The sequence below is a fragment of the Zhihengliuella sp. ISTPL4 genome (assembly GCF_002848265.1).
Lineage (GTDB): Bacteria > Actinomycetota > Actinomycetes > Actinomycetales > Microbacteriaceae > Microbacterium.
Genome location: NZ_CP025422.1, coordinates 2,025,350 through 2,048,208, shown reverse-complemented (window position 1 = coordinate 2,048,208; position 22,859 = coordinate 2,025,350). Strand labels below are relative to the sequence as shown.

Sequence of the window (22,859 nt, the reverse complement as noted above, 5' to 3'; positions counted from 1 at the left end):
TGGCAACCTTGGCTGGAGGGTCGTTTTCGTCATGTGACCGGGAAAAAGTTGCACTTTCTGACCTTGGCAGGTCCTTGGCAGACGTCTCTCTTGGTGGATTCGCGTTCCGAGCGTCGAATGTGCCGCAGGGTATGGGGCGAGAGCGTGTTGCGGAGCACATCGCCGAGCAGTCAGCCGGCTGCCGAACGTGCCGCAGCCATGGGGACGCGGGGCCTCGTGCCGGGGCCCGTGCACGAAACTGACAAGTCAACAGTGAGTAATCGCGAGCTCGAGCGACAAGTTGCGGCGCTCGGAGCAGGGCCGGCGTCAGGGTGTCCAGGCCTGCGCTAAGCGGGCTCCATCGCTCCAAGGGTTGACGTGCGGCGCCGCCCGCTGGTAGGAATCAATCGACCATTTATTAAAGAGTGGTCTGTTAATCCCGCCCCTTGGCGTTCGAGGAGGAACGATTGTGGCCACAACATTGACTAGACGCGGGAAGAAGGCGCTAGCGATAGCCGTCTCCGCTATCGGGCTGGCCGCGGCGTTCGTGGCGCCTACCGTGCCGGCGTACGCGGCTGATCCGCCGCTGAGACATCCGTTCTCACGGGAGGATCCGCTGATCATCCTTGGCTATTACCCCGGGACTGCTGAAACGGAGGGGGGAACGACGATGGCGCAGACCTGGGAGCAAGTTCCCTCGGACCTGCGGGACAACATCGTCGTGAACCTCATCCCAGACGGTGTGTATCCCGGTGACTCTCAAGCGTTCAAAGACTTCGTCACCTCGAATCTCGCCATCTGTCAAGCGAACGGCATCCCCTGCTCAGTGCAAGCGCTGCACGGTGGATCAAGCTCCGTCGCTCCCGCATCATTCTGGGCTCAGACTGCCGCCACATACAGCTCGTTTGTCGGTATCAACATCGCTGAACTGTACTGGGGGAACGTCAGCTCCAACGGGCCCCGCGTGGCCACCCTCATCAATGCCGCCGGCGACAACGGGCTGATCTTCAGCTGGACCGACTCGAACCACGGCAACATCGTCAACTACCTGGAGAACACCAGCACCGGTGTCTTGGACGCGATGCGCGCCCACTCTGCCAACGTCGTCCTGATGAACAAGGAGACCGAGGCCAATATCAGTACCGACAACCTGTTCCATGGGCTGTGGCTGGCGGGGATAGCAGGGAACTGGGGGTCGGCGACAGACCAGTGGCACTGGGCGGAACAGCGCCACCGACAGGTGTACGGCCCGAACATCGGCAGCCGTACCTGGAAGGACAACCTCCAGAACCCCGAGGCTCTCATGGCTCAGAGCATCCAGCGAGCGGCAAGTCAGGGTGCAACAGCCCACGCACCGGAGGCCGGGTTCCTGATGTTCTCGACCAACAGTCTTCGCACCGCTCCCTTCCAGCACGGCCTTATCCCCCTCTTCCGCGACCTCGACAGTGGGGCTGTGCCCGTGCCTTCGCGCCAGGACGTGCTCGCGAAAACGAAGGTCGTATACAAAGGGGCATCAAACTTCAACCCGCCCACCTACGATCTGACTGCCTCGAACGTGCACCCGAACACGGGACAGTTCGGCATCATCCCGCTGGTTCCGAACAACCTGACGCCCACTGAGATGTCAGTCTTTCCTGAGGTGGTGCCGGCAGGCGCCCGCTACCCATACTTCAACTCGCGCTATCCGCAGGAGTTCCTCACGAGCAACACGTTCCTCATGCATGCCGGGAACGCCTGGTACTGGAACAACTACAAGGAGAACGTCAACCAGGTGCTGACGAGCAGCTTCAAGCCTGTTCAATCGCGGGCTCGAGCAATCGGAATCGCGGCGGGTCCTCACACCTACGCAACGATGGTGGAGAGCGCTAACCGCGTGTCGTTCCGGATGAACAACTATCGCAGCAACCGCAGCCACCTCTGGAATGAAACCGTGCTGGGTGTTCCCGCATCGCAAGACTTCAATCGTGCGCAGACGCTGCAGTACATCCATGAGTACCTGACGGTGAAGCGGGACGCGGCAGGGAACGTCGTCAAGAACGCTGCGGGGAACGTCCTCACCGGTACTGGACGAGTCGTGGACGACCGGAGCTCGCGCGACATCCGCACGACTACTGTGACCGTAGATGGCACATGGCAAGGCGGCGCGCCCCGCGTGACCTTCGAAGCCATGGATTCCCAGACCGGCCGGCCGTACACGCAGACGCAGAGTTGGGATGCCGTCAACCAGCGGCTGACGATTGCCATCACGCACAACGGGCAGGTCAACTTCACTGTCGATACGGACGGCGCTGCACCGGCTCCGTTGAACATCGCCGCAGGAAAGACTGCAACGCAGAGCTCCACGTACACCGGGGGCGACGGAACCGGCCCGGCCTCGAAGGCCGTTGACGGAAACACCAGTGGCGACTTCACGCAAGGCAGCGTTACCCACACTCTCTCCGACCCCAACGCGTGGTGGCGTGTGGATCTGGGAGCGAACGTCGCCGTTGGCGACATCGAAGTATGGAACCGCACGGACACGACCGGCTCGGACTCAGATCGGCTCACCAACTACACCGTCAGCGTCCGCGACGCGGCAGGTAACGCGGTGTGGTCATCCTCCCAGGGCGAGCGTCCCTGGCCGAGCACGCTTCTGAACGCGGGCGGTGCAGTCGGCCGCTACGTGCAGGTGCAACTGAACGGAACGAACTTCCTCAGCCTGGCAGAGGTGAAGGTCCGTCCATTCCGGACGAATCTCGCTCAAGGAGGGAATGCCACACAGAGTTCAACGCTCTACGGGGCCCAGGCCGCTCGGGCCATCGACGGGAACACGAACGGGAACTACTCCGCAGGGTCAGTGACCCACACGGATACCCAAGCAGGAGCATGGTGGCAGGTGGATCTTGGCTCCGCGCGTCGAGTTGAGTCTGTGGAGCTGTGGAATCGAACTGATTGCTGCGGCGAGCGGCTGAGCAACTTCACGGTCACCGTCATCGATGCGTCGGGCGCGACGGTGTGGTCCACGACTCAGGCCGGAACTCCGAACCCGCGTCTAGCGCTCACTCTCCCTCCGAACATCGAAGGTAAAGCGGTTCGAGTGCAACTCAACGCGACGAACTATCTATCCCTCGCCGAGGTCAAGGTGCTCGGCTACTAGTTCGCGACCGAAGGCGTCTCATCCGCAGGTGAGGCGCCTTCGGTTCTCATTGCGGCACAGTCCGACGCTGGTTGCCATCGGTACACTCTGAGGTGCCTTCGCGCGCTGCCGCGTAGCGATCCAGAACAGTCACGTCGCAGTGAACAGAGGCGGCACGGCGCCAGAGCGCAGCGCGGTTCTCCACCGTGACGCCGATCTCAATGTCCCCATGGAGCACATGACATGTATCTGGAGCGGGTGGGAAGTCACCTCATACATGGACGCATCTGGCGAGCCTGATCGGTAACATGCTGCAGCTACTCTCGGACGAGGACGCGATCGTCCGTGATGTGCTGGGCACGGTGTTCGCCGGGATCAACCATTTGGGATCGCTGTCGAGGCTGGAGCTCGGCGAAGGACTCGAGGAGCGGCTCCGAACGATGGATCCGCTGATCTCCGCGGTGGGTGCCGCTGTGCACTTCTGGCATCGATCCCAGGAAGGCCCATCGAGCTGCTGCACGACGACGCCAAAGAGCTGACGCCGGCGAAGATCGCATGGGCGAAGCGCGCTCTCGCTCACCCCGAGGACGTCGCCCCCTCGCGTTTGGGTCTGGCCAGCGAGCTGGTCGACGTTCAACTCGTCGACTCCAAGTCCGATCCACGTGTTCAGGTCGCTGATCTCATCGCCGGTATCGCTCGCGTCGTCGGCGAATCACTGGCCAGGGAGCAACAGCACCCACTGAGTCAGAACCTGCTCCCGATGGTGAGCGGAGCGTCACTCTGGCCAATCCGGGAAAACATGGATGTCGCGAAGGCTCGCGAGGCGATGCTCTCCCAGTTCTGATTGGGACCGCCATTCGCGGACCACGACACACGCATGGTTCGATGTAATCTCAACTCAGCCCCCTCTCACTTCAAGGGGTGGTACATAGTTGCCGATAATCGCACATTGTCCGGACTATCGGCGCGCAGCCCCGTTTTTCCGCGGATGAGAGCAAATCGGCGTCTGGTGACGGGCATACGCTTGTCGGGTGGACGATTTCGCCGTGCAGCCGCACTGTCCGGAGTGCGACATTGTGATGCGTACGGAGCCGCACGCGTTCGTGTGTCCTCACTGCGGCCACCTGCAGTTGCTCGATGACGTCGAGATGCCGCCCGACTTCGGGGGACCCAGTGTCCACGGTGGTTAGAACGCGCGTCCTACAGCTTGATTGCGGTGCCTATACTCGCGGCATGCGTCGGACGATCCTGCTTCTGCTCTCCGTGTGCGTGCTGACCGGATGCTCTGCACCCGCGCCTGCACCGACGACGCCTGCTGCGACTCCGTCACAGACACTGCCGACGCCTATCGCGAGCCCGATGACTAAGCCGACGACTTCGCAGTCGTATGTCGATGTCGAGACGATGAAGCAACTATGGACCGGCGCATCGGAGCAGGAGCGAGCGGACGTGCTGGCCGAGGTCGGTCTCACGACGATCCCCGATGAAATCACCGACGAGATGGTTGACGAAGCTCTAAGTCGTGCAGCCGAGCACGGAATCGATGTCACCCCCGACGACATGCGCGAATTCCTCGACTGGGTGGCTACTCCCTAGTAGCCACGCGGCGTCGGACGTAGGATCTAAGCTCTCGGCCGGAGGAAGGACAGACCGGCCATGGGGCGACCATCAGCGTTTCGTGAGGCGGCGACCGAGAAGCGAATGCACGATCAGGCGATCGTCGACGCCGCGAAGCACGGGCCGCTGCAGACGCTCACAGAACGCGAACGCGAGGCGAATGCCCAGCCGATAACGATCTACCCGTGGGACGCGCAACGCCGCGTGCGGGCATGGGTGAGATTCGGCCCCCAGTCGGTCCGCGTCGACGCGCGGATCATCCGCTCCACCGCTCTCGCCGCCGGCATCGAGTTCAAAGCCGCCGGGCAGACGTACCGATGCTGGGTGTGGGGCAACGCCGTGCAACTCGACGAGTGAACCTGCTCACCTTCCCGCCCGTCATGCCCGACCAAGCGCCGCGGTCCTCATTGACCGCGATGGTCTCCTCGAAGCGGCTCGAAGGTCAACGTCACCAGATCGAGAACGCCGGCGTTGCGTACACGCGTGTCGCGATCGAGGCTGACCACGCGTCGCCCGTCCCCGAGCTCAGCGGTGCCGTACGTGTGCATGTGGCCATGGAAATGGAGGACGGGTTTGACCGCGTTGCTCACCCGCTGCACACGCTGGCGCTGGGCGGCCGAGATCGCCAGGGCATCAGGAGGATATCCGTCAGGGTTGCTGGCGATGATTGCACGCACTTCGGGGGCTGCATTGACCGGTGCCTCGTGTGTGAGCAGGAGATCGGCACGTCCGCCGAGGATCGCTCGTGTCTCCATCGCTTGAGTGATGAGTTCCTCTTCGAACCAGTCTTTACCAGGGGTGCGGATGGCTTTGTCCACACTGGATGCGCCGCCGAGGGAGAGGACCTTGCGGTCTGCGATTGTCATTCTGAACGGTCTGGGAAGAAGCCACACGACCTCGCTAACCCGGATTGCACGACCAGGAGCCCTCGCTTGCGCGGGCGCGATGCGGTCCCAGGCTTCGTGGTTGCCGAGCGTGACCAGCACTCGCTCGATGCCGGTTTTCCTTGCCCAGAAGTCCACGGCGTGTGTGCCGCGACCGTCGTGATCGAAGCCGTAGTCGCCTAGTTGGAGGATGGTGCGGATCGTCGGATCAAGTCGGCGCATGGCGGGGAAGAGCGTCTGAATCCATCGTGCGTTGCCGTGCAGGTCTCCGACGAGCCACACACGCTCGTCGGCGAGGTCGAACGACTGAGCTTCACTTTTCAAGATCGCCCCCTCCTTGAGTCGGTGCTCCGCAGGCATCGCATCGTCGTTGCTTGTGCTGAGCGGCAAGTGCGAGTTCAAGTATCACGAGGACGTAGGCGCCGTAGTTCAGCTCAGCGTTCCGTGCGCGCTCTTTAATGAGATGGCCGAACTCGACCGGTAGCCGCACGAGGATTGAATCTCGGCCATTGGTGACATTGGGTCGAGTGCAGTACCGATCAGGATTCCGCAGCGATGGCTCTGGCCTGAAATGCGGCAGTTCGAAATGCTCTGCGAGGAGCGTGACGACCCGCTCGCCCGCTGTCATGCGATTGCGACGGCCCTCACGTCGAAGGAGGGCGCCGAGCTCGCGGCTGGGTCGAATCAAGATGGCATCCCGAGGGCCTTTGCTCGGCCGCCCTGGCCGAGTCGATGATCCTGCCACGAGGCTGACAGCCTTCGCGCTCCGGGCCGTTCCCTCACCCATATGCACGCCAATCTTCATCGTTCCCGCTGTCTGACGCGATCTCTTCGAACGCTCGAGCCTGAGCGACGAAGACCGCGGCGACCGTGTCGCTGAAGTTGCTCCGATGCTCCGGCGTTATGTCGTTCCAGCTAGGGAGCTCACCGTGACTGGCGCGAGCTTGCCCATCGACGAGATGTCGCGCGGTGATGTCGATGAGTCTCACCCTATGCACGGGCCATTCTTGCCGCCATGCGTTGCTAGTCATTCGAGAGCCCTCTCCGTCCCGTGGGGACTTTCCGCGCCAACTCGCGGAGTCGATTGCGTGCTTGAGCTCGTTGAGGTTGCCCCCGTCGTAAGGCCAGACACTCGGCGCGTGCTCGGCAAGGTAACGAGCCGGACAAGCGCAGTAGCGGTCGGGGCCATAGGAAAAGTGGTTCGTCGTGCGCGAAGGGCGACTCGTACGGCTCGAGGCGGGCCGTGCTTCTCAACCGTGCACGTAGCTTGGTGCCGACGAGACGAGACGGGATCACGCCCCCAAAGTACGCGCGCGGCCGGCGATATCACGGGAGCGGAGAACCAGTCCGCGCAAGCACTGAACAAGAGTGCTCATAGATGACCAGAAACTGCGCGACACGCGGAAGACGAGGAAGAACGCTCGAATCCCTGCGTTTGCACGCTCGCTCGTGCGAGTCGCGCATCGAGCGCCGGTACGCATCCGCGCGATGACCTGGGCTGTGGCTGGCGAAGAGTGAGGGTCTGAGATGCCGGGCCACCCGGCGGTCACTCCGCGCCCACTCAAGGTCCGCTGCGGGCCATGAAACGGACAGCACCGGCCAGCGATGAGCCGATGAGTGGCCACGAGCTGGCCGCCCCGGGGCCTTGGTCCAGTTCGGGTGCGTTGGCCGGTCGTTGGACGGTCCGTGGCCAGCCATTGGTCAGAGAGCGACCCTCCGGTGACCATCGCGCGGCTCGCGTCGACAAGTGGCCAGCGGAGGCCCTGCGCACGGCCAGACCGCGGCCCGCTGGCGGCCAGCGGATGGCCACGGCACGCCCCTTCGCGGAGTGGATTCGTGCGAACCCGCTCCGTTCGGAGTCTGCAGCATTGACGGGGATGTTGTGCTGGGTCAGAGGGCGCCGGGGAGCCCCTCACCCTCCACGCGCGCCGTTTGGGAATTTGAAGTACCGACCTCGCTGCAGCCGCCCGCTCGGCTCGTTCCGCGGCGTCGGTTGCAGCGCACCCTGCTCACGATGAGGCGAATGAGTCGTCGCTCGGCGAACGAGGTCGGCTCGACGGTCTGTAGCAGCACGGATACACGAAAGCGCGACCAGGAGAGGCGCCGCCTCGCTCCCGGAGACCGTTGTCCCCCCGGTGCCACTACCTCGAAAACTAGGGGGACAAGCATTCCGCGTAATTACGCGCGAGAACCGCCCCGATGTCCCCATGGAACGCCATAGGGACACGCGATTTCGCCATGGGGACACGGACGATGTCCCCATGATTGTCGGGCAACGAGAGGTCTCCGCCTTCGCTCCGACCTGCGCTCCAGCAGAAGCCAAGGCGGGTGCGTGCCCGCCCCCGCGTCGGGGAAGAACAAGCAGCGTGTGAAAGCTGTGAACAGGCGCTTCGTCGCTTCGCTCGATCGCTGTCATCACGGGCCAATAGGAGCCAGACCCGTGTTGACAGCTCGACCCCGACTACCCGCAGGAAACGGACGTACGACAACACCTGCCCGGCTGAGGCCGAGATGAGAGAGGGTGCTGCCGATGGTGCTGAGCTCGTCCGTTTCCTGCGATGCAGAAGCAGAAGTGAACCCGTTTCGTCGCTGAAGCTCCTCAGCGGGGGAGAAAGAGTAAAAGAGCATAAGAGAGGCTGGCACCGGGCTGCGTTTCCCTCCGCTTCGCTGCGGTGAATCTTGCCCGCTGGTCGGCGAAGCCGACGGCCTTTCGCTCGGCGCTGTTGCTATACGCTGCGCTAATCATCTGTCTCGGCTCACCGCTCGTCGCGTTGCTCCTCGGGCTCCTACTTCGGAGCTTCGCTCCTCGCCGATCGCCGTCCTCACGGCTGCGATCGGTGCTCTTTTAGGCCCACGTGTGCCAGCCCATGTGGTCCGCCTGAGGACGCCGCTGAAGGCACTGGTGCTAGCTGCGCATCGCGGTCACAATCAGCGAGGGAATCGTTTCTGGAATCATTCCAGGAATGATTCCAGAAACAATTCCGGAAACAGTCCGACGCGAAGGTGCTCGGCACGCTTGCTGTTGATGCACCCGTCGGGGCACGCGTATGCATCGTCATGACGCCTCGGAGCGATCGAGATACGGGGTACCGCCTCTCCGCACGTCGCGAGCGTGCGGAAGACGGGAGTGAGGGGCGAAGCGGATAGGTCTAGCGCTCGGCCAGCGGGATGCGGCCTCGCCCTTGCACTGCCGTGCGCTTGGTAGAGGGTGTACCTGCACGTACCGGCACCCCTCCAGGTACGCCTCTGCGTCACCGTGATGGCTGATCAGCATGGAGAAAAGGTTGAACGGAAGGCCATGGTCAGCGAAAGAGTGAATTCGAGTTTGACCTCAGCTTTCCTTCCCTGTACCTGCTGTACCTGCGCTTTGTGCAACCCCTGTAAGGGCTGGTCGCTTCAAGTGCTGCATTGGGTCGCGGCGGGCGTTGTACGGGTGTCGCACTGCGGTGGCGCCGGACGTTGTACGGGTGTCGCACTGCTGTAGCGCCGGATGTTGCATGGAGGTCGGACGGTGGTCGCATCCGACGGACTTACGCCGACCGCGACCGTCCAGCACGCCGATGGGTGGTTGCCCACCGACGCGCGCCACCGAGCACGCGGTGCCCCAATTCGCCAATGGTCCGTTGTCGGCTCGAGTAGGCCGGGCACACGCCCTGCGCGGATGTTGGTGCACGAACGTCGATCGCGTTGGATGCTCTGCGGCTCTTATGTGGCAAGCGCGGTGAGTTACGAATCTGTCCTTCGCCGAGTAACCGGAATTATGCGAGGTCAGATCGAGAAAACGCGCTTCGGATTAGCCGTTACGGCTGGATGGCTCATTTGGCCCGAGCTTCGCTCCCTAGCGGTGCGACAGCGCAACTCCAATATTCTGCTGCTCTTCCTGTAACTATGTAATCATGTAACTTGTGGCTCGAGTCGCCTGATTCTTGAACGGTTCCGCGGTTACCGCGAGCGACCTATCTGGTAACTCGACGCAAGCAGACGTAACTTGCTGGACCTGCTCTGCCCTTTGCTGCCGAGCATTGCGTTCGAGGAGGGGCAGGGTGCAGGACGCGTAGGCGTCCTGCACCCGGGCGCTCAGGCGACGAGCGGGGGCACAGCATGTGCCAGGGCGGCATCGATCCGCTGGGAGCGCCTCACGGCCGCAGTCAACCGAGGTTCGGGCTTGTACCACTGTTGCTGCTGGCAGGGACAGGGTTGGCCAGCTCGCCGGTGACTCGCATGATCTGCGACGTGGCTCTTATCCTCGACGCCGTCATCGTCGAACGCGCTGCGATGCCAATCGTTGATGTCCGCGTCCCGGAGTGCCGCCAGTTCGGTGGGGTCGTTCGGTAGTTTCTGGTCGCGGAGCCGGATGCCCTTGTACGTGGATGCGGTCATATTCCAGGCGTCGCTAGGCACGTCGTACTCCCTCAGTAGGGGCTCGTTTCCGTCCATCTTCCTGGCTGCGTTGATCACCTTCGTCCTGTCCTCGCAGATCCAAAGGTCATCATCGTGGACTGCCTCGAGGAGGCGGTCGATGAACGTCTGCTTGTTGAGGGGACGGCTGCCAGCGTTTTCCCGCTCTCGCCATGCCTCGAAGAGCTGATACAAGAAGGCGAACGGGAGGAGATCCCACACGAACAGCTTGCGAACCTCTTGCCAGAATTCGTGAACCAAGTCGTTTCGGGTTTTCGCGTCTTCGAGCAGTGCCCGGCAAGACGTGGGTTCCGAGAGGGTGTAGTGCGACATGTGAAGCGCGCGCCAGAGCACGAACTCGAGGACTTCGGGGTCGCGAAGAAACTCGTTCTTGATCTCCGGGACCTCGGCGCCCGTGAAGCTCTTCTGGAAGGGGACGAACAGCTGTCTACGTGAGAACGACCCTGACTTGTCCTTCGTGTTGGGTAGCGCGTTGACGCACTGGATGATGAGTCCGCGGAAACGAATCATGATCACCTTCTGGTTCTTGCGGTTGATCGACAGGCGGTCGCCGGTCACTGCGGCTTTGAGCGCTGCCAAGAAGGGAAGATGCTCGCCGACGTTGTTTTCGTCGACCAAGACAACGATGGCGTTCAGTAGGGGCTCGAGCTTGAACTCGTTGCCGGGCCCGCCCCATTGGTCCAGCGGAATTGAGCAGCATGCAGGGGAGCCAACTCCAAAGAGGTTCTCGATCATCTCCAGCAGCGTTCCTTTGCCGGAGTTCCCACGGACGCTGTGGAAGAACGCTGCTTTGCCCCAGCGAACTCCCGGCCGCGCGGCCGCGCTGATGATCTCCCAGACGGTGTGCGCCACTTCCTCGGCGTCGGGGAGCCCTTCAAACAGACCCAGCAGCCAGCTAGAGAATGTCCACTCGCCGGAGCCGGCAATCGTGCGAGTGGGCTCCTGTGGTTCGCTCAAGGGGCAGTCGACCGCGAGCTTGGAGGTGAAGACGTCCCGCTCGGGGTCGTACTCACGCTGCGTCTTGGTGCGGAAATCAAACACGCGAGACTTGCACGGGATGGCGTCTGGATCGGAGTTCTTCTCCACGCGAAGTGCGCTGTCGTAGATGTGGCCGATGACCTCCCTCATCTTTGTGTCATTGATGTCCTGATCGAATGCCCGCACGAGCAATCGGAGCTGCGACTCGTCGGCGACGAAGAGGCCCTTGTCTGCGCCCGAGACCTGATACACGCGAAGCTCATCCCGCGACTTGTCGGCCAGGCCCGCATGGGCGATTCGTCGGATTCGATTCCACCGTGCGGTGAGCATCGCGATCTGCCAAGCGGTGAGGCTGGTAGGCCGGCCACCGGCGACATAGATCGGGCGAGCCTTATCGTCCTTCGTCACCGACACAACACACGCTTCGGTAGTTCTTGCGAGAAGTGCGGAGTTCGCATCGAGTGCCGGCGGCAACTCGCCGAGGGCGTAACCGCTGAGCTCGTCGAGATACTCCTCGGTGACATGCCGGATCCGCTGAGCCCGGCCCCACGTCTGCGGAATGGAGCCAACTGCGGTCCGCGGTGCGTCATCAGAGCTGTACGACCGGTCGTAATCGATGGTCGTGATCGAGTCGTCGCTCGTGAGGGGCGAATCATCAGCATCGGGCTGGGCGTCATCAAACGCTACTGTCATAGGTAGTTCCTTCGGCTATCGGACGAGCTGCAACTCGTCGGCTGGAGTTTGTTCTCTGAGAAAGCGCCTCGGCATCGCCGGGGCGCTTTTCGTTGGATGTGGTGCCGCGGTCACACCGCTTGCTCAAGCTGGCCCTCAAGCCAGAGGTCGACCTCGGTCTGTCTCCACCTCACCGCGCTGCCGATCTTCAGGGCGCGTGGCAAGGGCTCACCAAGCGAACGCTTGCGGTAGATCGTCGAAACCGACATGCCGATCTGAGCGGAAAGGTCCTTTGCGTCGAGAAGGGTGTTCTTGGGGTGAGTCATGCTGATCCATTCTTCGAGTTACCAGAGTCTTGTTGCGTGTGAATGACCGTAGCACACGCTATAAGAGTCTGGTAACCTCTCGGTATGGAAGCAATATCGATCGCGGAAGCTGTAGGAAGATTCCTCCGCAGTTACCGTCGAACGCACGGTCTCACCATGGACTCCGTCGCCACCGCCGGGCGTGAGTTCGGCGCGACATGGAGTCTGTCAAGCGTGCAGGCCATCGAAGCGGGTAAGGCAGCACCCACGCTCCCGACCCTGCTGACCTTGGCGCTGGTCCTGGGACGTCTTTCTGGCGAGCCTGTTCGGCTGGCGGATCTGGTGAGCGAGGCAGACCTCGTCGATCGACCATTTGTAGGACGCCCTGACCAACCCGTGCGGCGCACCTGGCTCGAAAGGGTTCTGTCCGGCGTGCCAGTCGAACTGCATGGCGTCGACTTTGTGCACGTAGCGGACCAGGGTGAGGGGAACGAGAGCGATGAGATAGAGGTCGCGGCGATGGCGCCCAAGGGCGCACTCAACTCTCGACAGCGGCGTGAGCAGGTCGATGCATTGTGGGATGCCATGAACCAGCCTCCTGACGCTGATCCCGTCCCGAGCTCGGTCCCAAAGCGGTACAGCCTCGCCGAGTCACGAGCGGCGAAGAAGCTCGGCGTGCAGCCGCTGCTACTTCAGCAGCACGCAGCGAAACTCTGGGGTCATTCGCTCGAGGTGGAGGCCCTGCATCGTGCTGGTGAAGACAGCACGCCGCAGGGACGCGGGCGCGTGACCCGCATCCTGGTCGACGAGATCCGCGCATCCATCGAAGGCGACGACTGATGGGAAGGCCACGGTTGCCAATCGGAACGTACGGCACCATCAATGTGGCTGAAGTGCAGCCGGGAAAATGGCGTGCCCGGGCTCGCTACCGGTTCGCCGACGGAAAGTCTCGGCAGATCGAGAAGCACGCGCCCAGTAGAGCTAAGGCGACAGCCGCGCTGAAGCACGCGCTGACCACGATCGAGGCCGCCCGTGGTGGCGAGCTAAAGCCGACGACGCACCTACGCGCCCTCGGCCACAGGTTTTTGGAGTCCAGGCGCGAGTTGGGCCGCTCGGAAGGGACGCTGGAGACGTACGGCTATGCAGTGACCGCGCACATCACGCCACGGATCGGCGATCTCTCGGTCGCGGAAGCCACGCCTGAGCGGCTGCAGAAGTTCCTCAACGCCGTGGAGAAGGAGGCTGGTCCTGGGGCGGCGAAGAACTGCCGATCGGCCCTGAGCGGCATGCTCGGCCTGGCGGTGCGTAACGGCGCTCTGTCGCACAACCCTGTGCGTGAGCTCGAACGCGTCACCCAGAGGAAGAAGAAGGGGAGCACGGCGATTCCGCTGGACGAGCTGCCTACATTCCTCGAGCGCGTTCGTGCTGACGAGAAGCTCGTCGAGTGGGACACGGTTGACCTGATCACGTTCATGCTCGCATCCGGGTGGCGCGTCGCCGAGGTATGCGCGCTCGAAGCAGACGCCGTCGATTTCGCCGCCGGCACCGCCTCCGTTGTCGCGCAGAACGTGCGTGTGAAGGGGAAGGGTATCGTCCGGCAGGAGTTTGGGAAGACCGATAAAGCTGCGCGTACGACACACCTGCCGGAGGCGACGATGAGCCTGCTGCGCAAACGCCACGCGGTGCTGCGCGACGCCACTAGCCTCATCTTCCCGACCCCGCTGATGCGACCTCGGGACCCCTCGAACACGCAGCGGGAGCTTCGAGACCGACGCGAGAGCCTGGGATACCCGGGCTTGTCCACCCATGCTTTTCGGAAGACGGTAGCCACGATCCTCGACAAAGCTGGGCTATCCGCCACAGAGATCGCCGACTATCTCGGCCATGAGAACCCGAGCATGACTCAGGACGTGTACATGAACACACTCAGGGGCTCGAGTAAGGCAGCGGGAGTCTTGGACGCGTCGCTGAAAGGGCTCATCTAGAACGTCTGTATGCAAGAAGTCGCCACGCCTAGAGTGACTATCCGTCAGATGCGTAGGAGACTGCTGTCGAGCCTGGGCTGTAGCAGGGCTAGGGTTCTCCAGGACTCGTCGCCGGAGCTGGCGTACGGGAAGGGGCGGATGTGGGCGAGGTATCGGCGGGCACACCTCGTCTCGGCGTGATGGTCGACGGCAGTGGCTCTGACGAGGCACCGGTCGCGATGTTCTTGGATAACGGCTCGTCATTGGAGCTCACGCTCGTCGTCGATCCCGCAGTCCGGCTGAGCGAACGCTACGAACGCTGGTGGGGACGCAGCGTCATGCACATGGACGACCCGGACCGCACTCGACGCAGCTACGAGCCTCCTCGCTCGCTAGGATTCCGAGACAGCTACGGCACTCTCGTACTCGTCGGCTGTCGATCAACCGACTCTCGCACGACCGGCGGAGGCAGTGGGCACGGCAAGCTTGTTGCGAATTTCGCGGTCGTCGACGGCCAATGGCTCGACTACGAGCAGATCAATGGACTCCGCACTGACGCACCTGGAGTCGCCGCCTGGACCAGACTGAGCGGGATCCGTGTTGACGTGCAACGAGACGATCGACGTCGGGCAAGATCGGTGCGGATGGACTTGGAGTCACCCGCAGACATCCGACTGGCCGGTGCGATGAACCTCGGAATGCACTTGCACTGGCGTACCGACAACCCTCGAGGGCGGTTCAGCGCGGAAGAAGTCGTGCAATTGCAGACACTCGTTCGAGACCGACGCACCTGGGATGACCACCTCGACTTGCACGGAGCAGTGCTTGACCTCGCAGCGATCTCCGCCTGGGAGCCATTCGGCTTCAACAGCATCGAAGTGCAGATCGATAACGACCGAGTGCGTACCGGTGAGGATACTTACAGCGATCCCCAGTGGCGCAAGGTTGCCACTCACCGCCTCGTCAAGCACGAGGCCTGGAAAGAGGGGCCTCGGTTCCTCTTCCCGTTCGCCGATGTCGGACCGCGCGGGATCAAGCGGTGGTTGCGAATCAGGCGAGACTACAAGCAAGTGATCGACGCGATGGCGCGCGTCCTGTACTCGGACGAGCCGTGGGGCATCAGCAGTGTCGTCCACAGCGGCATCGCCTTCGAAGCTCTCGGCTACATGATCGATCTTCGGAAGAATGATGGGGCGCATCTCAACGGCCGGAAGCAGATGAACTTCAAGCCCGGCCTCCGCGTGATCCTTGCGGACATGGAGTTGGTGCCGCTCGATGATGCCGAAGGCTGGATCGAGAGAAGCTACGCCGCCTATATGGGGTCCAAGCATGTGGACCGGGCGATGCCCGATTCCCTCGACCTCCTGAACACGCTGCGCGAGAATCTCCTCGTTCTGAGGTTCTGGATCGGTTTGAAGATCGGCGTTCCGGCAGCGACGTTGGAGAATCTTCTCCAGCGTGACCAGCTGAGCTCGCAGTTCATCGCTCTCGATTGAAGTGCGGCGGTGAGCGCCAGAGCGAGCGCGGACTCCTAGTCCCGCACCCGATGGTTCCACTTAGGGCCAGCCTGTCGCGTGGTGGTCTGACTCGGGTGCGCGAGGGATGTCGCCGTGTAAGTTCGATCGCAGCGGGCGAGCATGAGCCCGATCGCGTGCCCCGCGAGGTCGCTCAGACCGCAGTCGGCTGAGCGGTGATGCATGCCCGACTGAGCGAAAGTACGATTTCCAAAGTGCGGGGTTAATGCGGGGCGCCTGACTGAAGGCCCTCGGAGATGCGCGGGAGACCTTCACGATTCCATTGACCGATCGCTGAGTGCGCTCGGCCAGTACCGCCGGATCTCCCTGGTCAGCGCGCAAAAAAGAACCCCCGCGAGTAGAAGCCTCGCGAGGGTTCGGCAGCGGTGTAATCTCCGCTACGTGGCTCCGACCGGCATCGATCCGGTGACCTTTCGATTTTCAGTCGAACGCTCTACCAACTGAGCTACAGAGCCGCGCGGCGGATGATGCTGCCGCGTCCTAGACGAAGAGCCCTCTCCGAAGAAAGAGCTCGTCGCACGGAGCGACCCTGACGGGACTTGAACCCGCGACCTCCGCCGTGACAGGGCGGCACGCTAACCAACTGCGCTACAGGGCCATACTGGTGTTTTCAATTGTATCGGATGGAGTGACCCCAACGGGATTCGAACCCGTGCTACCGCCGTGAAAGGGCGGCGTCCTAGGCCGCTAAACGATGGGGCCGAGTCAGTCCCGGGGGACTTCCTTGCCGACGCTCAAGCATAAGGGATCATTCGGGCAAATCGCGAATCGAGTCCCGAACCGGCTTCCCCCGGGCGTGTTCGAGCGGGACGATGGAGCGGCCGGGGATGTCGTTCGCACCCCTCCAGGGCTCTGGTGCTGGTGTGAAAGTTGTTGTTACTGTGGCATCTGTGAAACCGGCGGAAGGGGCCGTGTGAACGAGAAGACCACGCAGGATGCGGCACTCGCGGCATCCGCGGACTGCGGGTGTGCGCCCACCCCGGCGGAGCGCCGTACCCTCTTCGGCGACGGGATCAGCCGCCGCGGCGCGCTCGGCCTCGGCGCCCTCAGCGTCGTCGCCCTCAGCGCGTTCGGCATCACGTCCGGCGTCACAGCCGCTCACGCCGCGTCGTACCCGAGCTGGGACGACGTGCAGAAGGCCAAGCAGAACGAGGCGTCCAAGGCCGCTGAGGTGAAGCGCATCGAGGGGCTGATCCAGTCGCTCACGCAGAAGGTGTCCGAGACGCAGGCCGCTGCCGAGGTCGCCTCCACCGAGTTCTACAACGCGCAGCAGGCGTACTTCGCCGCGATCGCCGAGGCCGACGCGCTGCAGGAGAAGGCGGACGCGCAGGCCGCCGTCGCCGACGAGTCCGCCCGCAAAGCCGGTCAGGTCGCCGCGCAGCTCTACCGCAACGGCGGTGACGACACGTCGCTGGAGCTGTTCTTCGCGGGTTCCGCGGCCAACGCCGACGAGCTCCTCGCCCGCCTCGGCTCCATGGACAAGCTCCTCGAGTACAACCAGACCGTCTACAACGACGCGGTCGCCGCGCGGAACTCCGCCCAGTCCCTCAGCGACCAGGCCGTCGTCGCCCGGGACGAGCGCGACCGGCTCCAGAAGATCGCCGAGGAGAAGATGGTCGCGGCGCAGCAGGCCGCCGACGCCGCCCAGGCCGCCCTCGACGAGCAGTCCGCGAACCTCGCCACCATGCAGGCGCAGCTCGCCGCGCTGAAGGACACCACCGCCACCACCGTCGCCGGCTACCAGAAGGGCGTGGAGGAGCGCGAGAAGGAGCGCAAGCGCCGCGAAGCCGCCGAGGCCGCGGCGAATGCCGGCGGGAACAGCGGCGGAGGCGGGACCCCGGGAAGCGGCGGCTGGGTGCGGCCCCACGGCGGCTACCGCAGCTCCGGCTACGGCCCCCGTTCGCAGCAGTGCAACGCCAACGGTTGCTCCTCGAGCTGGCACTACGGCGTCGACCTCGCGAACGGCTGCGGCGCGGCGATCTACGCCGCGCATTCCGGCACCGTCGACGCGGCCTTCTACAACGGCGGCTACGGCAACTACGTCCGGATTCAGCACGGCGGCGGCATCGCCACCGGCTACGCGCACATCAAGCCGGGCGGCTTCGCCGTGCGCAGCGGTCAGTGGGTCGAGGCCGGACAGGTCATCGCCTACGCGGGCAACACCGGCGGATCCTTCGGCTGCCACCTGCACTTCGAGGTCTATATCAATGGCCGCTACACCAACCCGATCGACTTCATGGCTGGCAGGGGCATCTCCGTCTGATCGTCGGCACGGACGCAGAAGACCCCCGGACGCATGGCGTCCGGGGGTCTTCGCTTCGACAGGCTCAGCGACCCAGAGAAGGTCAGCGACCCAGATAGGGCAGCGACCCGGATAGGTCTGGTCAGTGACCCTGCTCGCCGAAGCGGACGATGGCCTCGTCGAGGATGCGCTGCGCCTCCGCGGCGTTGCCCCACTCGTCGACCTTGACCCACTTGTTGGGCTCGAGGTCCTTGTAGTGCTCGAAGAAGTGTGCGATCTCCTTCTTCGTGTACTCCGGCACGTCGTCGATGTCCTGGACGTGGGCCCAGCGCGGGTCCTTGGAGAGCACGGCGACGAGCTTGTCGTCGCCGCCGGCCTCATCGCTCATCTTGAGCACGGCGACGGGACGGACCTCGACGACGACGCCGGGGTAGATCTGGTGGTCGAGGAGCACCAGCACGTCGAGCGGGTCGCCGTCCTCGCCGAGCGTGTTGTCGAAGTAGCCGTAGTCGGCCGGGTAGCCGAAGGTCGTGTAGAGCACGCGGTCGAGGTGCACTCGCCCGGTCTCGTGGTCGACCTCGTACTTCACCCGGCTGCCGCGCGGGATCTCGATGACGGCGTCGTGTGCGCCCATGCGTGTGCTCCTCAGGAAGATCGGTTGGATGCCGCCGACCAGCCTACTCGGGGGTCGTCCGTTCCTCCTCGTGTGCGCGGGACGTGCCCTAGCGTGGAGGGATGCCTTCCCTCGCCCCTGCCGTCGCCGAGATTCGCCTCGCCGTGCGCACCGCGCTCGCCGACCTGCCCGAGGGCTCGACCGTCGTCGTCGGGGTCTCCGGCGGCGCCGACTCGCTCGCGCTCGCGGCGGCCACCGCGTTCGAGGCCGCGAAACGCGGGGTGCGTGCGACCGCGGTGACGGTCGACCACGGTCTGCAGCAGGGGTCCGCCGAGGTCGCCGCCGAGACGGCACGCGTCGCCGGACGGCTCGGGCTCGAGGCGCTCGTCGTCCGCGTCGAGGTCGACGGCGACGGCGGCCCGGAGGCGGCCGCGCGGGACGCGCGCTACCGCGTGCTCCGGGACGCGGCGAGCGACGTCGGTGCCCGAGCGGTCCTGCTCGGTCATACCCTCGACGATCAGGCCGAGACGGTCCTGCTCGGACTCGCCCGCGGCTCGGGGGCGACGAGCCTGCAGGGCATGGCGCCGGATCGGGAGGACGAGGACGGCCTCCGCTGGCTGCGCCCGCTGCTCGGCGTGCGCCGTGAGACCACCCGTGCGTTCTGCGCCGCGGCGGAGCTGCAGCCCTGGGATGACCCGCACAACACCGACGACCGCTACACCCGAGTACGGGTGCGCCGCCACGTGCTGCCGGTGCTGGAGACGCAACTCGGTCCCGGTATCGCCGAGGCGCTGGCCCGCACCGCCGAGCAGCTCCGGGAGGACGCGGAGGCCTTCGACGAGATGATCCACGAGACGATCGAGGACATCGTCGAGCACGCCGAGGCGGGGATCTCCGTGAGCGTCGCCGCGCTCGCCGCCAACCCGGCCGCGCTGCGCAACCGCATCATCCGGCTCGTGGTCGACAGCGAGTTCGGGGCGAGCCTGAGCCGCGCGCAGACGATCGAGGTCGCCCGCCTCGTGACCGACTGGTCGGGTCAAGGGCCGATCGACCTGCCGGGGTGCGCCGCCGTGCGCCACAGCGGTCGGATCGTGTTCACCGCCGCGACCCGCTGAATCGCGGGCCGCGGCGGCGTCACGTCCTACTTCTTGCCGCCGAAGAGGCCGCCGAGGATGCCGCCGAGGTCGATGCCGCCGCCGGAGCCGCTCTTGCCGCCGCCGAGAAGGCCCCCCAGGACGTCACCCAAGCCGCCGCCGGAGCCGGAGTCGCCGCCGCCGAGGATGCCGCCGATGACATCGCCGATCCCGCCTGAACCCTGCGTGCCCGCGTCCGCCTTCGCCGTCTTGTCCTTGGTCGCGTTGGCGATGAGGCCCATCACGATGGGCGCGAGGATGGGGAGGAGCTTCCCGAAGTCGATGCCCGGGGTCGCGGTCGACTCCGTCAGCTCCTTGGTGACCTCCTTCTCCTTCCCGCCGAGGATGTGGGAGACGATCTTCTCGCCGTCCTCCTGGTCGATGTCGTCGACCGTCGCCGGGCTCGACGCGCCGCGGTGCTTGCCGAGGGCCTTCTCGATGGCCGCCGATCCTTCCGAGCTCTCCGCGTTCTTCGCGAGTCCGCCGAGGAGCACGGCGCCGCCCTGCTCGACCGCGACCTTGGCCTCGTCACGCGACACGCCGAGCTTCTGCGCGATGTCGTCGAGGGGGACCTGGCTGAGGATGTCGTGAGTCGCCATGGGGATCTCCTTCCGTCGGGGCGTCCGCCCGCGTCACCGTCAGAGTAGTGCGGTGTCGGCGCGCAGGGGAGGGTACGCGCCTGCGACGAGAGCACACCGCCGCGTCGCCTAAAATCGATCCATGCGCGCCGCGGAGATCCAGGACGACCTTGCACAGATCCTCGTCACCGAGGAGGAGATCCACGCCAAGCTCGACGAGCTCGCGGCGCAGGTCGCGAAGGACTACGAGGGCAAGGACCTCATCCTCGTCGGTGTCTTGAAGGGCGCGGTCATGGTCATGGCCGACTTCGCACGCGCGCTGCCCTTCCACGCGCCGATGGACTGGATGGCGGTGTCGAGCTACGGCGCCAGCACGAAGTCGAGCGGTGTCGTGCAGATCCGGAAGGACCTCGACACCGACCTGCACGGCAAGCACGTGCTCATCGTCGAGGACATCATCGACTCCGGCCTCACGCTGAGCTGGCTGCTGGAGAACTTCGGGTCCCGCGGTGCGGAGTCGATCGAAGTGCTCGCGCTGCTGCGCAAGCCGGAGGCCGCGAAGGTCGAGATCGACTGCAAGTACGTCGGCTTCGACATCCCCGTCGAATTCGTCGTCGGCTACGGACTCGACTACGCCGAGCGCTACCGCAACCTCCGCGACGTCGCGGTGCTGGCGCCCCACGTGTACAGCTGACGCTTCGACAGGCTCAGCGACCCTCGCTTCGACAGGCTCAGCGACCCACGCTTCGACAGGCGCGCGAGCGTTGCGCCGTGGGTGAACGCACAGCGGCCCCCTAGCACGGAGGCGATACGCTGATCCGACCATGGATGTGAAGAAGCTCACCCGCAATCCGCTGATCTACGTCGCTCTGATCGGCGTGCTGCTCTTCGGCGGATTCCTGCTGATCTCGAACCTCGGCGCGCCGAAGCAGATCACGACGCAGGAGGGGCTCGAGCTGCTCTCCGGCAAGACCGTGACCGAGGTCGTCACCACCGACGGCGATCAGCGCGTGGACATGACGCTGTCGAAGCCGTTCGAGGGCTCCGAGAACGTCCAGTTCTACTACGTCGAGGCCCGCGCCGATGAGGTCGTCTCCGCGATCGACGCCGCCGCTCCGAAGGACGGCTTCAACGACGCCGTGCCGCGCGCGACCTGGTTCGACGGTTTCCTGTCGCTGCTTCTTCCGCTGGTGCTGCTCGGCCTGCTGTTCTGGTGGCTCCTGTCGTCCATGCAGGGCGGCGGCGGCAAGGTCATGCAGTTCGGCAAGTCCAAGGCCAAGCTCGTCAACAAGGAGACCCCGACGGTCACCTTCGCCGATGTCGCGGGTGCCGACGAGGCGATCGAAGAGCTCCACGAGATCAAGGAGTTCCTGCAGGACCCGGCGAAGTTCCAGGCCATCGGCGCCCGCATCCCGAAGGGCGTGCTGCTGTACGGTCCTCCCGGAACCGGAAAGACCCTCCTCGCCCGCGCCGTCGCCGGTGAGGCCGGTGCCCCCTTCTACTCGATCTCCGGTTCCGACTTCGTCGAGATGTTCGTCGGCGTCGGCGCCTCGCGCGTGCGCGACCTCTTCAGCCAGGCCAAGGAGAACGCCCCGGCCATCATCTTCATCGATGAGATCGACGCCGTCGGTCGGCACCGTGGCGCCGGCATGGGCGGCGGGAACGACGAGCGCGAGCAGACGCTGAACCAGATGCTCGTCGAGATGGACGGCTTCGACCCGAACGCGAACGTCATCGTGATCGCGGCGACCAACCGTCCCGACATCCTCGACCCCGCGCTGCTGCGCCCCGGCCGCTTCGACCGTCAGATCGGTGTCGACGCCCCCGACCTCAAGGGCCGGCAGAAGATCCTCGAGGTGCACAGCAAGGGCAAGCCGCTGTCGAAGAACGTCGACCTCGAGGTCGTCGCGCGCAAGACCCCCGGCTTCACCGGTGCCGACCTGGCGAACGTGCTCAACGAGGCCGCGCTGCTCACGGCCCGCTCGAACGCACAGCTCATCGACAACCGCGCGCTCGATGAGGCCATCGACCGCGTGATCGCCGGTCCGCAGCGACGCACCCGCGTGATGAAGGACAAGGAGAAGCTCATCACGGCGTACCACGAGGGCGGTCACGCGCTCGCGGCGGCAGCGATGAACTACACCGACCCCGTGACCAAGATCACGATCCTGCCCCGCGGCAAGGCGCTCGGCTACACGATGGTGCTGCCGCTGGACGACAAGTACTCCGTGACCCGCAACGAGCTGCAGGATCAGCTCACCTACGCGATGGGCGGCCGCGTCGCCGAGGAGCTCGTCTTCCACGACCCCACCACCGGTGCGTCGAACGACATCGAGAAGGCGACCTCGATCGCCCGCAAGATGGTCATCGAGTACGGCATGACGACCCAGGTCGGCCCCGTCAAGCTCGGGTCCGAGGGCGGCGACATGTTCGTCGCGCGGGACATGGGCCGTGGCCGCGAATACTCCGAGAAGGTCGCGGAGCGCGTCGACGCCGAGGTGCGGGCGCTCATCGAGCAGGCGCACAACGAGGCGTATGCGGTGCTCAGCGAGAACCGCGACATCCTGGACCGTCTCGCCCTCGCGCTGCTGGAGGAGGAGACCCTCGACCACAACCGCATCGCGGAGATCTTCACCGAGGTGAAGAAGCTCCCCGAGCGTCCGCTGTGGCTGTCGGGCGAGGACCGTCCCGTCTCCGAGCGGCCGCCGATCGAGGTCCCGAAGAAGGACGTCTCGCTCGCCGCCTCGGTCGAGGCGCCGACGACCCCGCCGCGGCCGCAGCAGGGCTCCGCCGGAGCGGGTAACCCTCGTCCCGCGACGGCGTGA

Annotated in this window: 16 protein-coding genes and 3 tRNA genes; 11 read left to right on the top strand and 8 right to left on the bottom strand. The window is 64.6% G+C overall.

Going from position 1 to position 22,859, the window contains the following annotated elements; translation table 11 throughout:
• Positions 1 to 538: 538 nt before the first annotated feature.
• The 4 genes from CYL12_RS09860 (at position 539) to CYL12_RS09840 (ending at position 5,068) form a co-directional block, all read left to right on the top strand.
• A complete protein-coding gene (locus CYL12_RS09860) occupies positions 539 to 3,115 on the top strand; it encodes a galactose-binding domain-containing protein (protein WP_199399098.1) in 2,577 nt (858 codons plus the stop codon).
• A gap of 287 nt (positions 3,116 to 3,402) precedes the next feature.
• Complete coding sequence (locus tag CYL12_RS09855) at positions 3,403 to 3,633, top strand: hypothetical protein (RefSeq protein ID WP_101847452.1); 231 nt, start codon at positions 3,403 to 3,405, stop codon at positions 3,631 to 3,633.
• Between the two features lie 694 nt (positions 3,634 to 4,327).
• Complete coding sequence (locus tag CYL12_RS17180; protein WP_158297139.1) at positions 4,328 to 4,690, top strand: hypothetical protein; 363 nt, start codon at positions 4,328 to 4,330, stop codon at positions 4,688 to 4,690.
• A gap of 60 nt (positions 4,691 to 4,750) precedes the next feature.
• Positions 4,751 to 5,068 (top strand): hypothetical protein, encoded by a 318-nt coding sequence (locus CYL12_RS09840; protein ID WP_233486702.1) that lies wholly within the window; start codon positions 4,751 to 4,753, stop codon positions 5,066 to 5,068.
• Between the two features lie 47 nt (positions 5,069 to 5,115).
• Here the strand turns inward: CYL12_RS09840 and CYL12_RS09835 are convergent, their stop codons facing one another.
• From CYL12_RS09835 to CYL12_RS09825, 3 genes are all read right to left on the bottom strand, one after another.
• Positions 5,116 to 5,955, bottom strand: coding sequence for a metallophosphoesterase family protein (locus CYL12_RS09835; protein ID WP_101847448.1), 840 nt, complete (start codon positions 5,953 to 5,955; stop codon positions 5,116 to 5,118).
• Between the two features lie 3,717 nt (positions 5,956 to 9,672).
• Positions 9,673 to 11,685, bottom strand: a complete 2,013-nt coding sequence (locus CYL12_RS09830) for a phage/plasmid primase, P4 family (RefSeq protein ID WP_101847447.1) — start codon at positions 11,683 to 11,685, stop codon at positions 9,673 to 9,675.
• A 110-nt stretch (positions 11,686 to 11,795) separates the two neighbouring features.
• The gene (locus CYL12_RS09825; RefSeq protein ID WP_101847446.1) at positions 11,796 to 11,990 is read right to left on the bottom strand and encodes a helix-turn-helix transcriptional regulator; all 195 of its coding nucleotides are present in this window, start codon (positions 11,988 to 11,990) and stop codon (positions 11,796 to 11,798) included.
• 84 nt (positions 11,991 to 12,074) lie between these two features.
• On the opposite strand from CYL12_RS09825, the gene CYL12_RS09820 reads away from it, so the two are divergent.
• The 3 genes from CYL12_RS09820 (at position 12,075) to CYL12_RS17175 (ending at position 15,429) form a co-directional block, all read left to right on the top strand.
• Entirely contained in the window at positions 12,075 to 12,809 is a 735-nt protein-coding gene (locus CYL12_RS09820; RefSeq protein WP_101847445.1) for a helix-turn-helix domain-containing protein, read from the top strand.
• A 44-nt stretch (positions 12,810 to 12,853) separates the two neighbouring features.
• Positions 12,854 to 13,954, top strand: a complete 1,101-nt coding sequence (locus CYL12_RS09815; RefSeq protein WP_158297138.1) for a site-specific integrase — start codon at positions 12,854 to 12,856, stop codon at positions 13,952 to 13,954.
• 140 nt (positions 13,955 to 14,094) lie between these two features.
• Positions 14,095 to 15,429: an ApeA N-terminal domain 1-containing protein gene (locus tag CYL12_RS17175; RefSeq protein WP_158297137.1), complete on the top strand. Its 1,335-nt coding sequence runs from the start codon at positions 14,095 to 14,097 to the stop codon at positions 15,427 to 15,429.
• 421 nt (positions 15,430 to 15,850) lie between these two features.
• Here CYL12_RS17175 and CYL12_RS09805 read toward each other — a convergent pair.
• The 3 genes from CYL12_RS09805 to CYL12_RS09795 all read right to left on the bottom strand — a co-directional run bounded on the left by CYL12_RS09805 (position 15,851) and on the right by CYL12_RS09795 (position 16,170).
• A tRNA-Phe gene (locus CYL12_RS09805) sits at positions 15,851 to 15,923 on the bottom strand.
• Between the two features lie 69 nt (positions 15,924 to 15,992).
• Positions 15,993 to 16,066 (bottom strand) — tRNA-Asp (locus tag CYL12_RS09800).
• Positions 16,067 to 16,097: 31 nt separating this feature from the next.
• Positions 16,098 to 16,170: transfer RNA gene (locus CYL12_RS09795), tRNA-Glu, on the bottom strand.
• 211 nt (positions 16,171 to 16,381) lie between these two features.
• Between CYL12_RS09795 and CYL12_RS09790 the strand changes: the two genes are divergently transcribed.
• Positions 16,382 to 17,731, top strand: coding sequence for a M23 family metallopeptidase (locus tag CYL12_RS09790; RefSeq protein WP_101847442.1), 1,350 nt, complete (start codon positions 16,382 to 16,384; stop codon positions 17,729 to 17,731).
• 121 nt (positions 17,732 to 17,852) lie between these two features.
• On the opposite strand, the gene ppa is transcribed toward CYL12_RS09790, so the two are convergent.
• Positions 17,853 to 18,344, bottom strand: coding sequence for an inorganic diphosphatase (gene ppa, locus CYL12_RS09785; protein WP_101847441.1), 492 nt, complete (start codon positions 18,342 to 18,344; stop codon positions 17,853 to 17,855).
• A gap of 101 nt (positions 18,345 to 18,445) precedes the next feature.
• Between ppa and tilS the strand changes: the two genes are divergently transcribed.
• Complete coding sequence (gene tilS / locus CYL12_RS09780) at positions 18,446 to 19,438, top strand: tRNA lysidine(34) synthetase TilS (RefSeq protein WP_101847440.1); 993 nt, start codon at positions 18,446 to 18,448, stop codon at positions 19,436 to 19,438.
• Between the two features lie 26 nt (positions 19,439 to 19,464).
• Here tilS and CYL12_RS09775 read toward each other — a convergent pair whose 3' ends face one another.
• On the bottom strand, positions 19,465 to 20,055 hold the full coding sequence (locus tag CYL12_RS09775) for a DUF937 domain-containing protein (protein WP_101847439.1): 591 nt from the start codon (positions 20,053 to 20,055) through the stop codon (positions 19,465 to 19,467).
• A 121-nt stretch (positions 20,056 to 20,176) separates the two neighbouring features.
• Here CYL12_RS09775 and hpt point away from each other — a divergent pair, with 121 nt between their 5' ends.
• Together hpt and ftsH are read left to right on the top strand one after the other, a co-directional pair.
• Entirely contained in the window at positions 20,177 to 20,728 is a 552-nt protein-coding gene (gene hpt, locus CYL12_RS09770; protein ID WP_071327677.1) for a hypoxanthine phosphoribosyltransferase, read from the top strand.
• Between the two features lie 130 nt (positions 20,729 to 20,858).
• A complete protein-coding gene (gene ftsH / locus CYL12_RS09765; protein ID WP_101847438.1) occupies positions 20,859 to 22,859 on the top strand; it encodes an ATP-dependent zinc metalloprotease FtsH in 2,001 nt (666 codons plus the stop codon).

Excerpts from the sequence above, each read along its gene's own strand:
- ppa (WP_101847441.1), bottom strand. The coding sequence starts at position 18,344 with ATGGGCGCACACGACGCCGTCATCGAGATCCCGCGCGGCAGCCGGGTG.
- CYL12_RS09835 (WP_101847448.1), bottom strand. The coding sequence starts at position 5,955 with ATGCCTGCGGAGCACCGACTCAAGGAGGGGGCGATCTTGAAAAGTGAA.
- CYL12_RS09840 (WP_233486702.1), top strand. The coding sequence starts at position 4,751 with ATGGGGCGACCATCAGCGTTTCGTGAGGCGGCGACCGAGAAGCGAATG.
- ftsH (WP_101847438.1), top strand. The coding sequence starts at position 20,859 with ATGGATGTGAAGAAGCTCACCCGCAATCCGCTGATCTACGTCGCTCTG.
- hpt (WP_071327677.1), top strand. The coding sequence starts at position 20,177 with ATGCGCGCCGCGGAGATCCAGGACGACCTTGCACAGATCCTCGTCACC.
- CYL12_RS09820 (WP_101847445.1), top strand. The coding sequence starts at position 12,075 with ATGGAAGCAATATCGATCGCGGAAGCTGTAGGAAGATTCCTCCGCAGT.
- CYL12_RS17180 (WP_158297139.1), top strand. The coding sequence starts at position 4,328 with ATGCGTCGGACGATCCTGCTTCTGCTCTCCGTGTGCGTGCTGACCGGA.
- tilS (WP_101847440.1), top strand. The coding sequence starts at position 18,446 with ATGCCTTCCCTCGCCCCTGCCGTCGCCGAGATTCGCCTCGCCGTGCGC.
- CYL12_RS09825 (WP_101847446.1), bottom strand. The coding sequence starts at position 11,990 with ATGACTCACCCCAAGAACACCCTTCTCGACGCAAAGGACCTTTCCGCT.
- CYL12_RS09775 (WP_101847439.1), bottom strand. The coding sequence starts at position 20,055 with ATGGCGACTCACGACATCCTCAGCCAGGTCCCCCTCGACGACATCGCG.
- CYL12_RS09855 (WP_101847452.1), top strand. The coding sequence starts at position 3,403 with ATGCTGCAGCTACTCTCGGACGAGGACGCGATCGTCCGTGATGTGCTG.
- CYL12_RS09830 (WP_101847447.1), bottom strand. The coding sequence starts at position 11,685 with ATGACAGTAGCGTTTGATGACGCCCAGCCCGATGCTGATGATTCGCCC.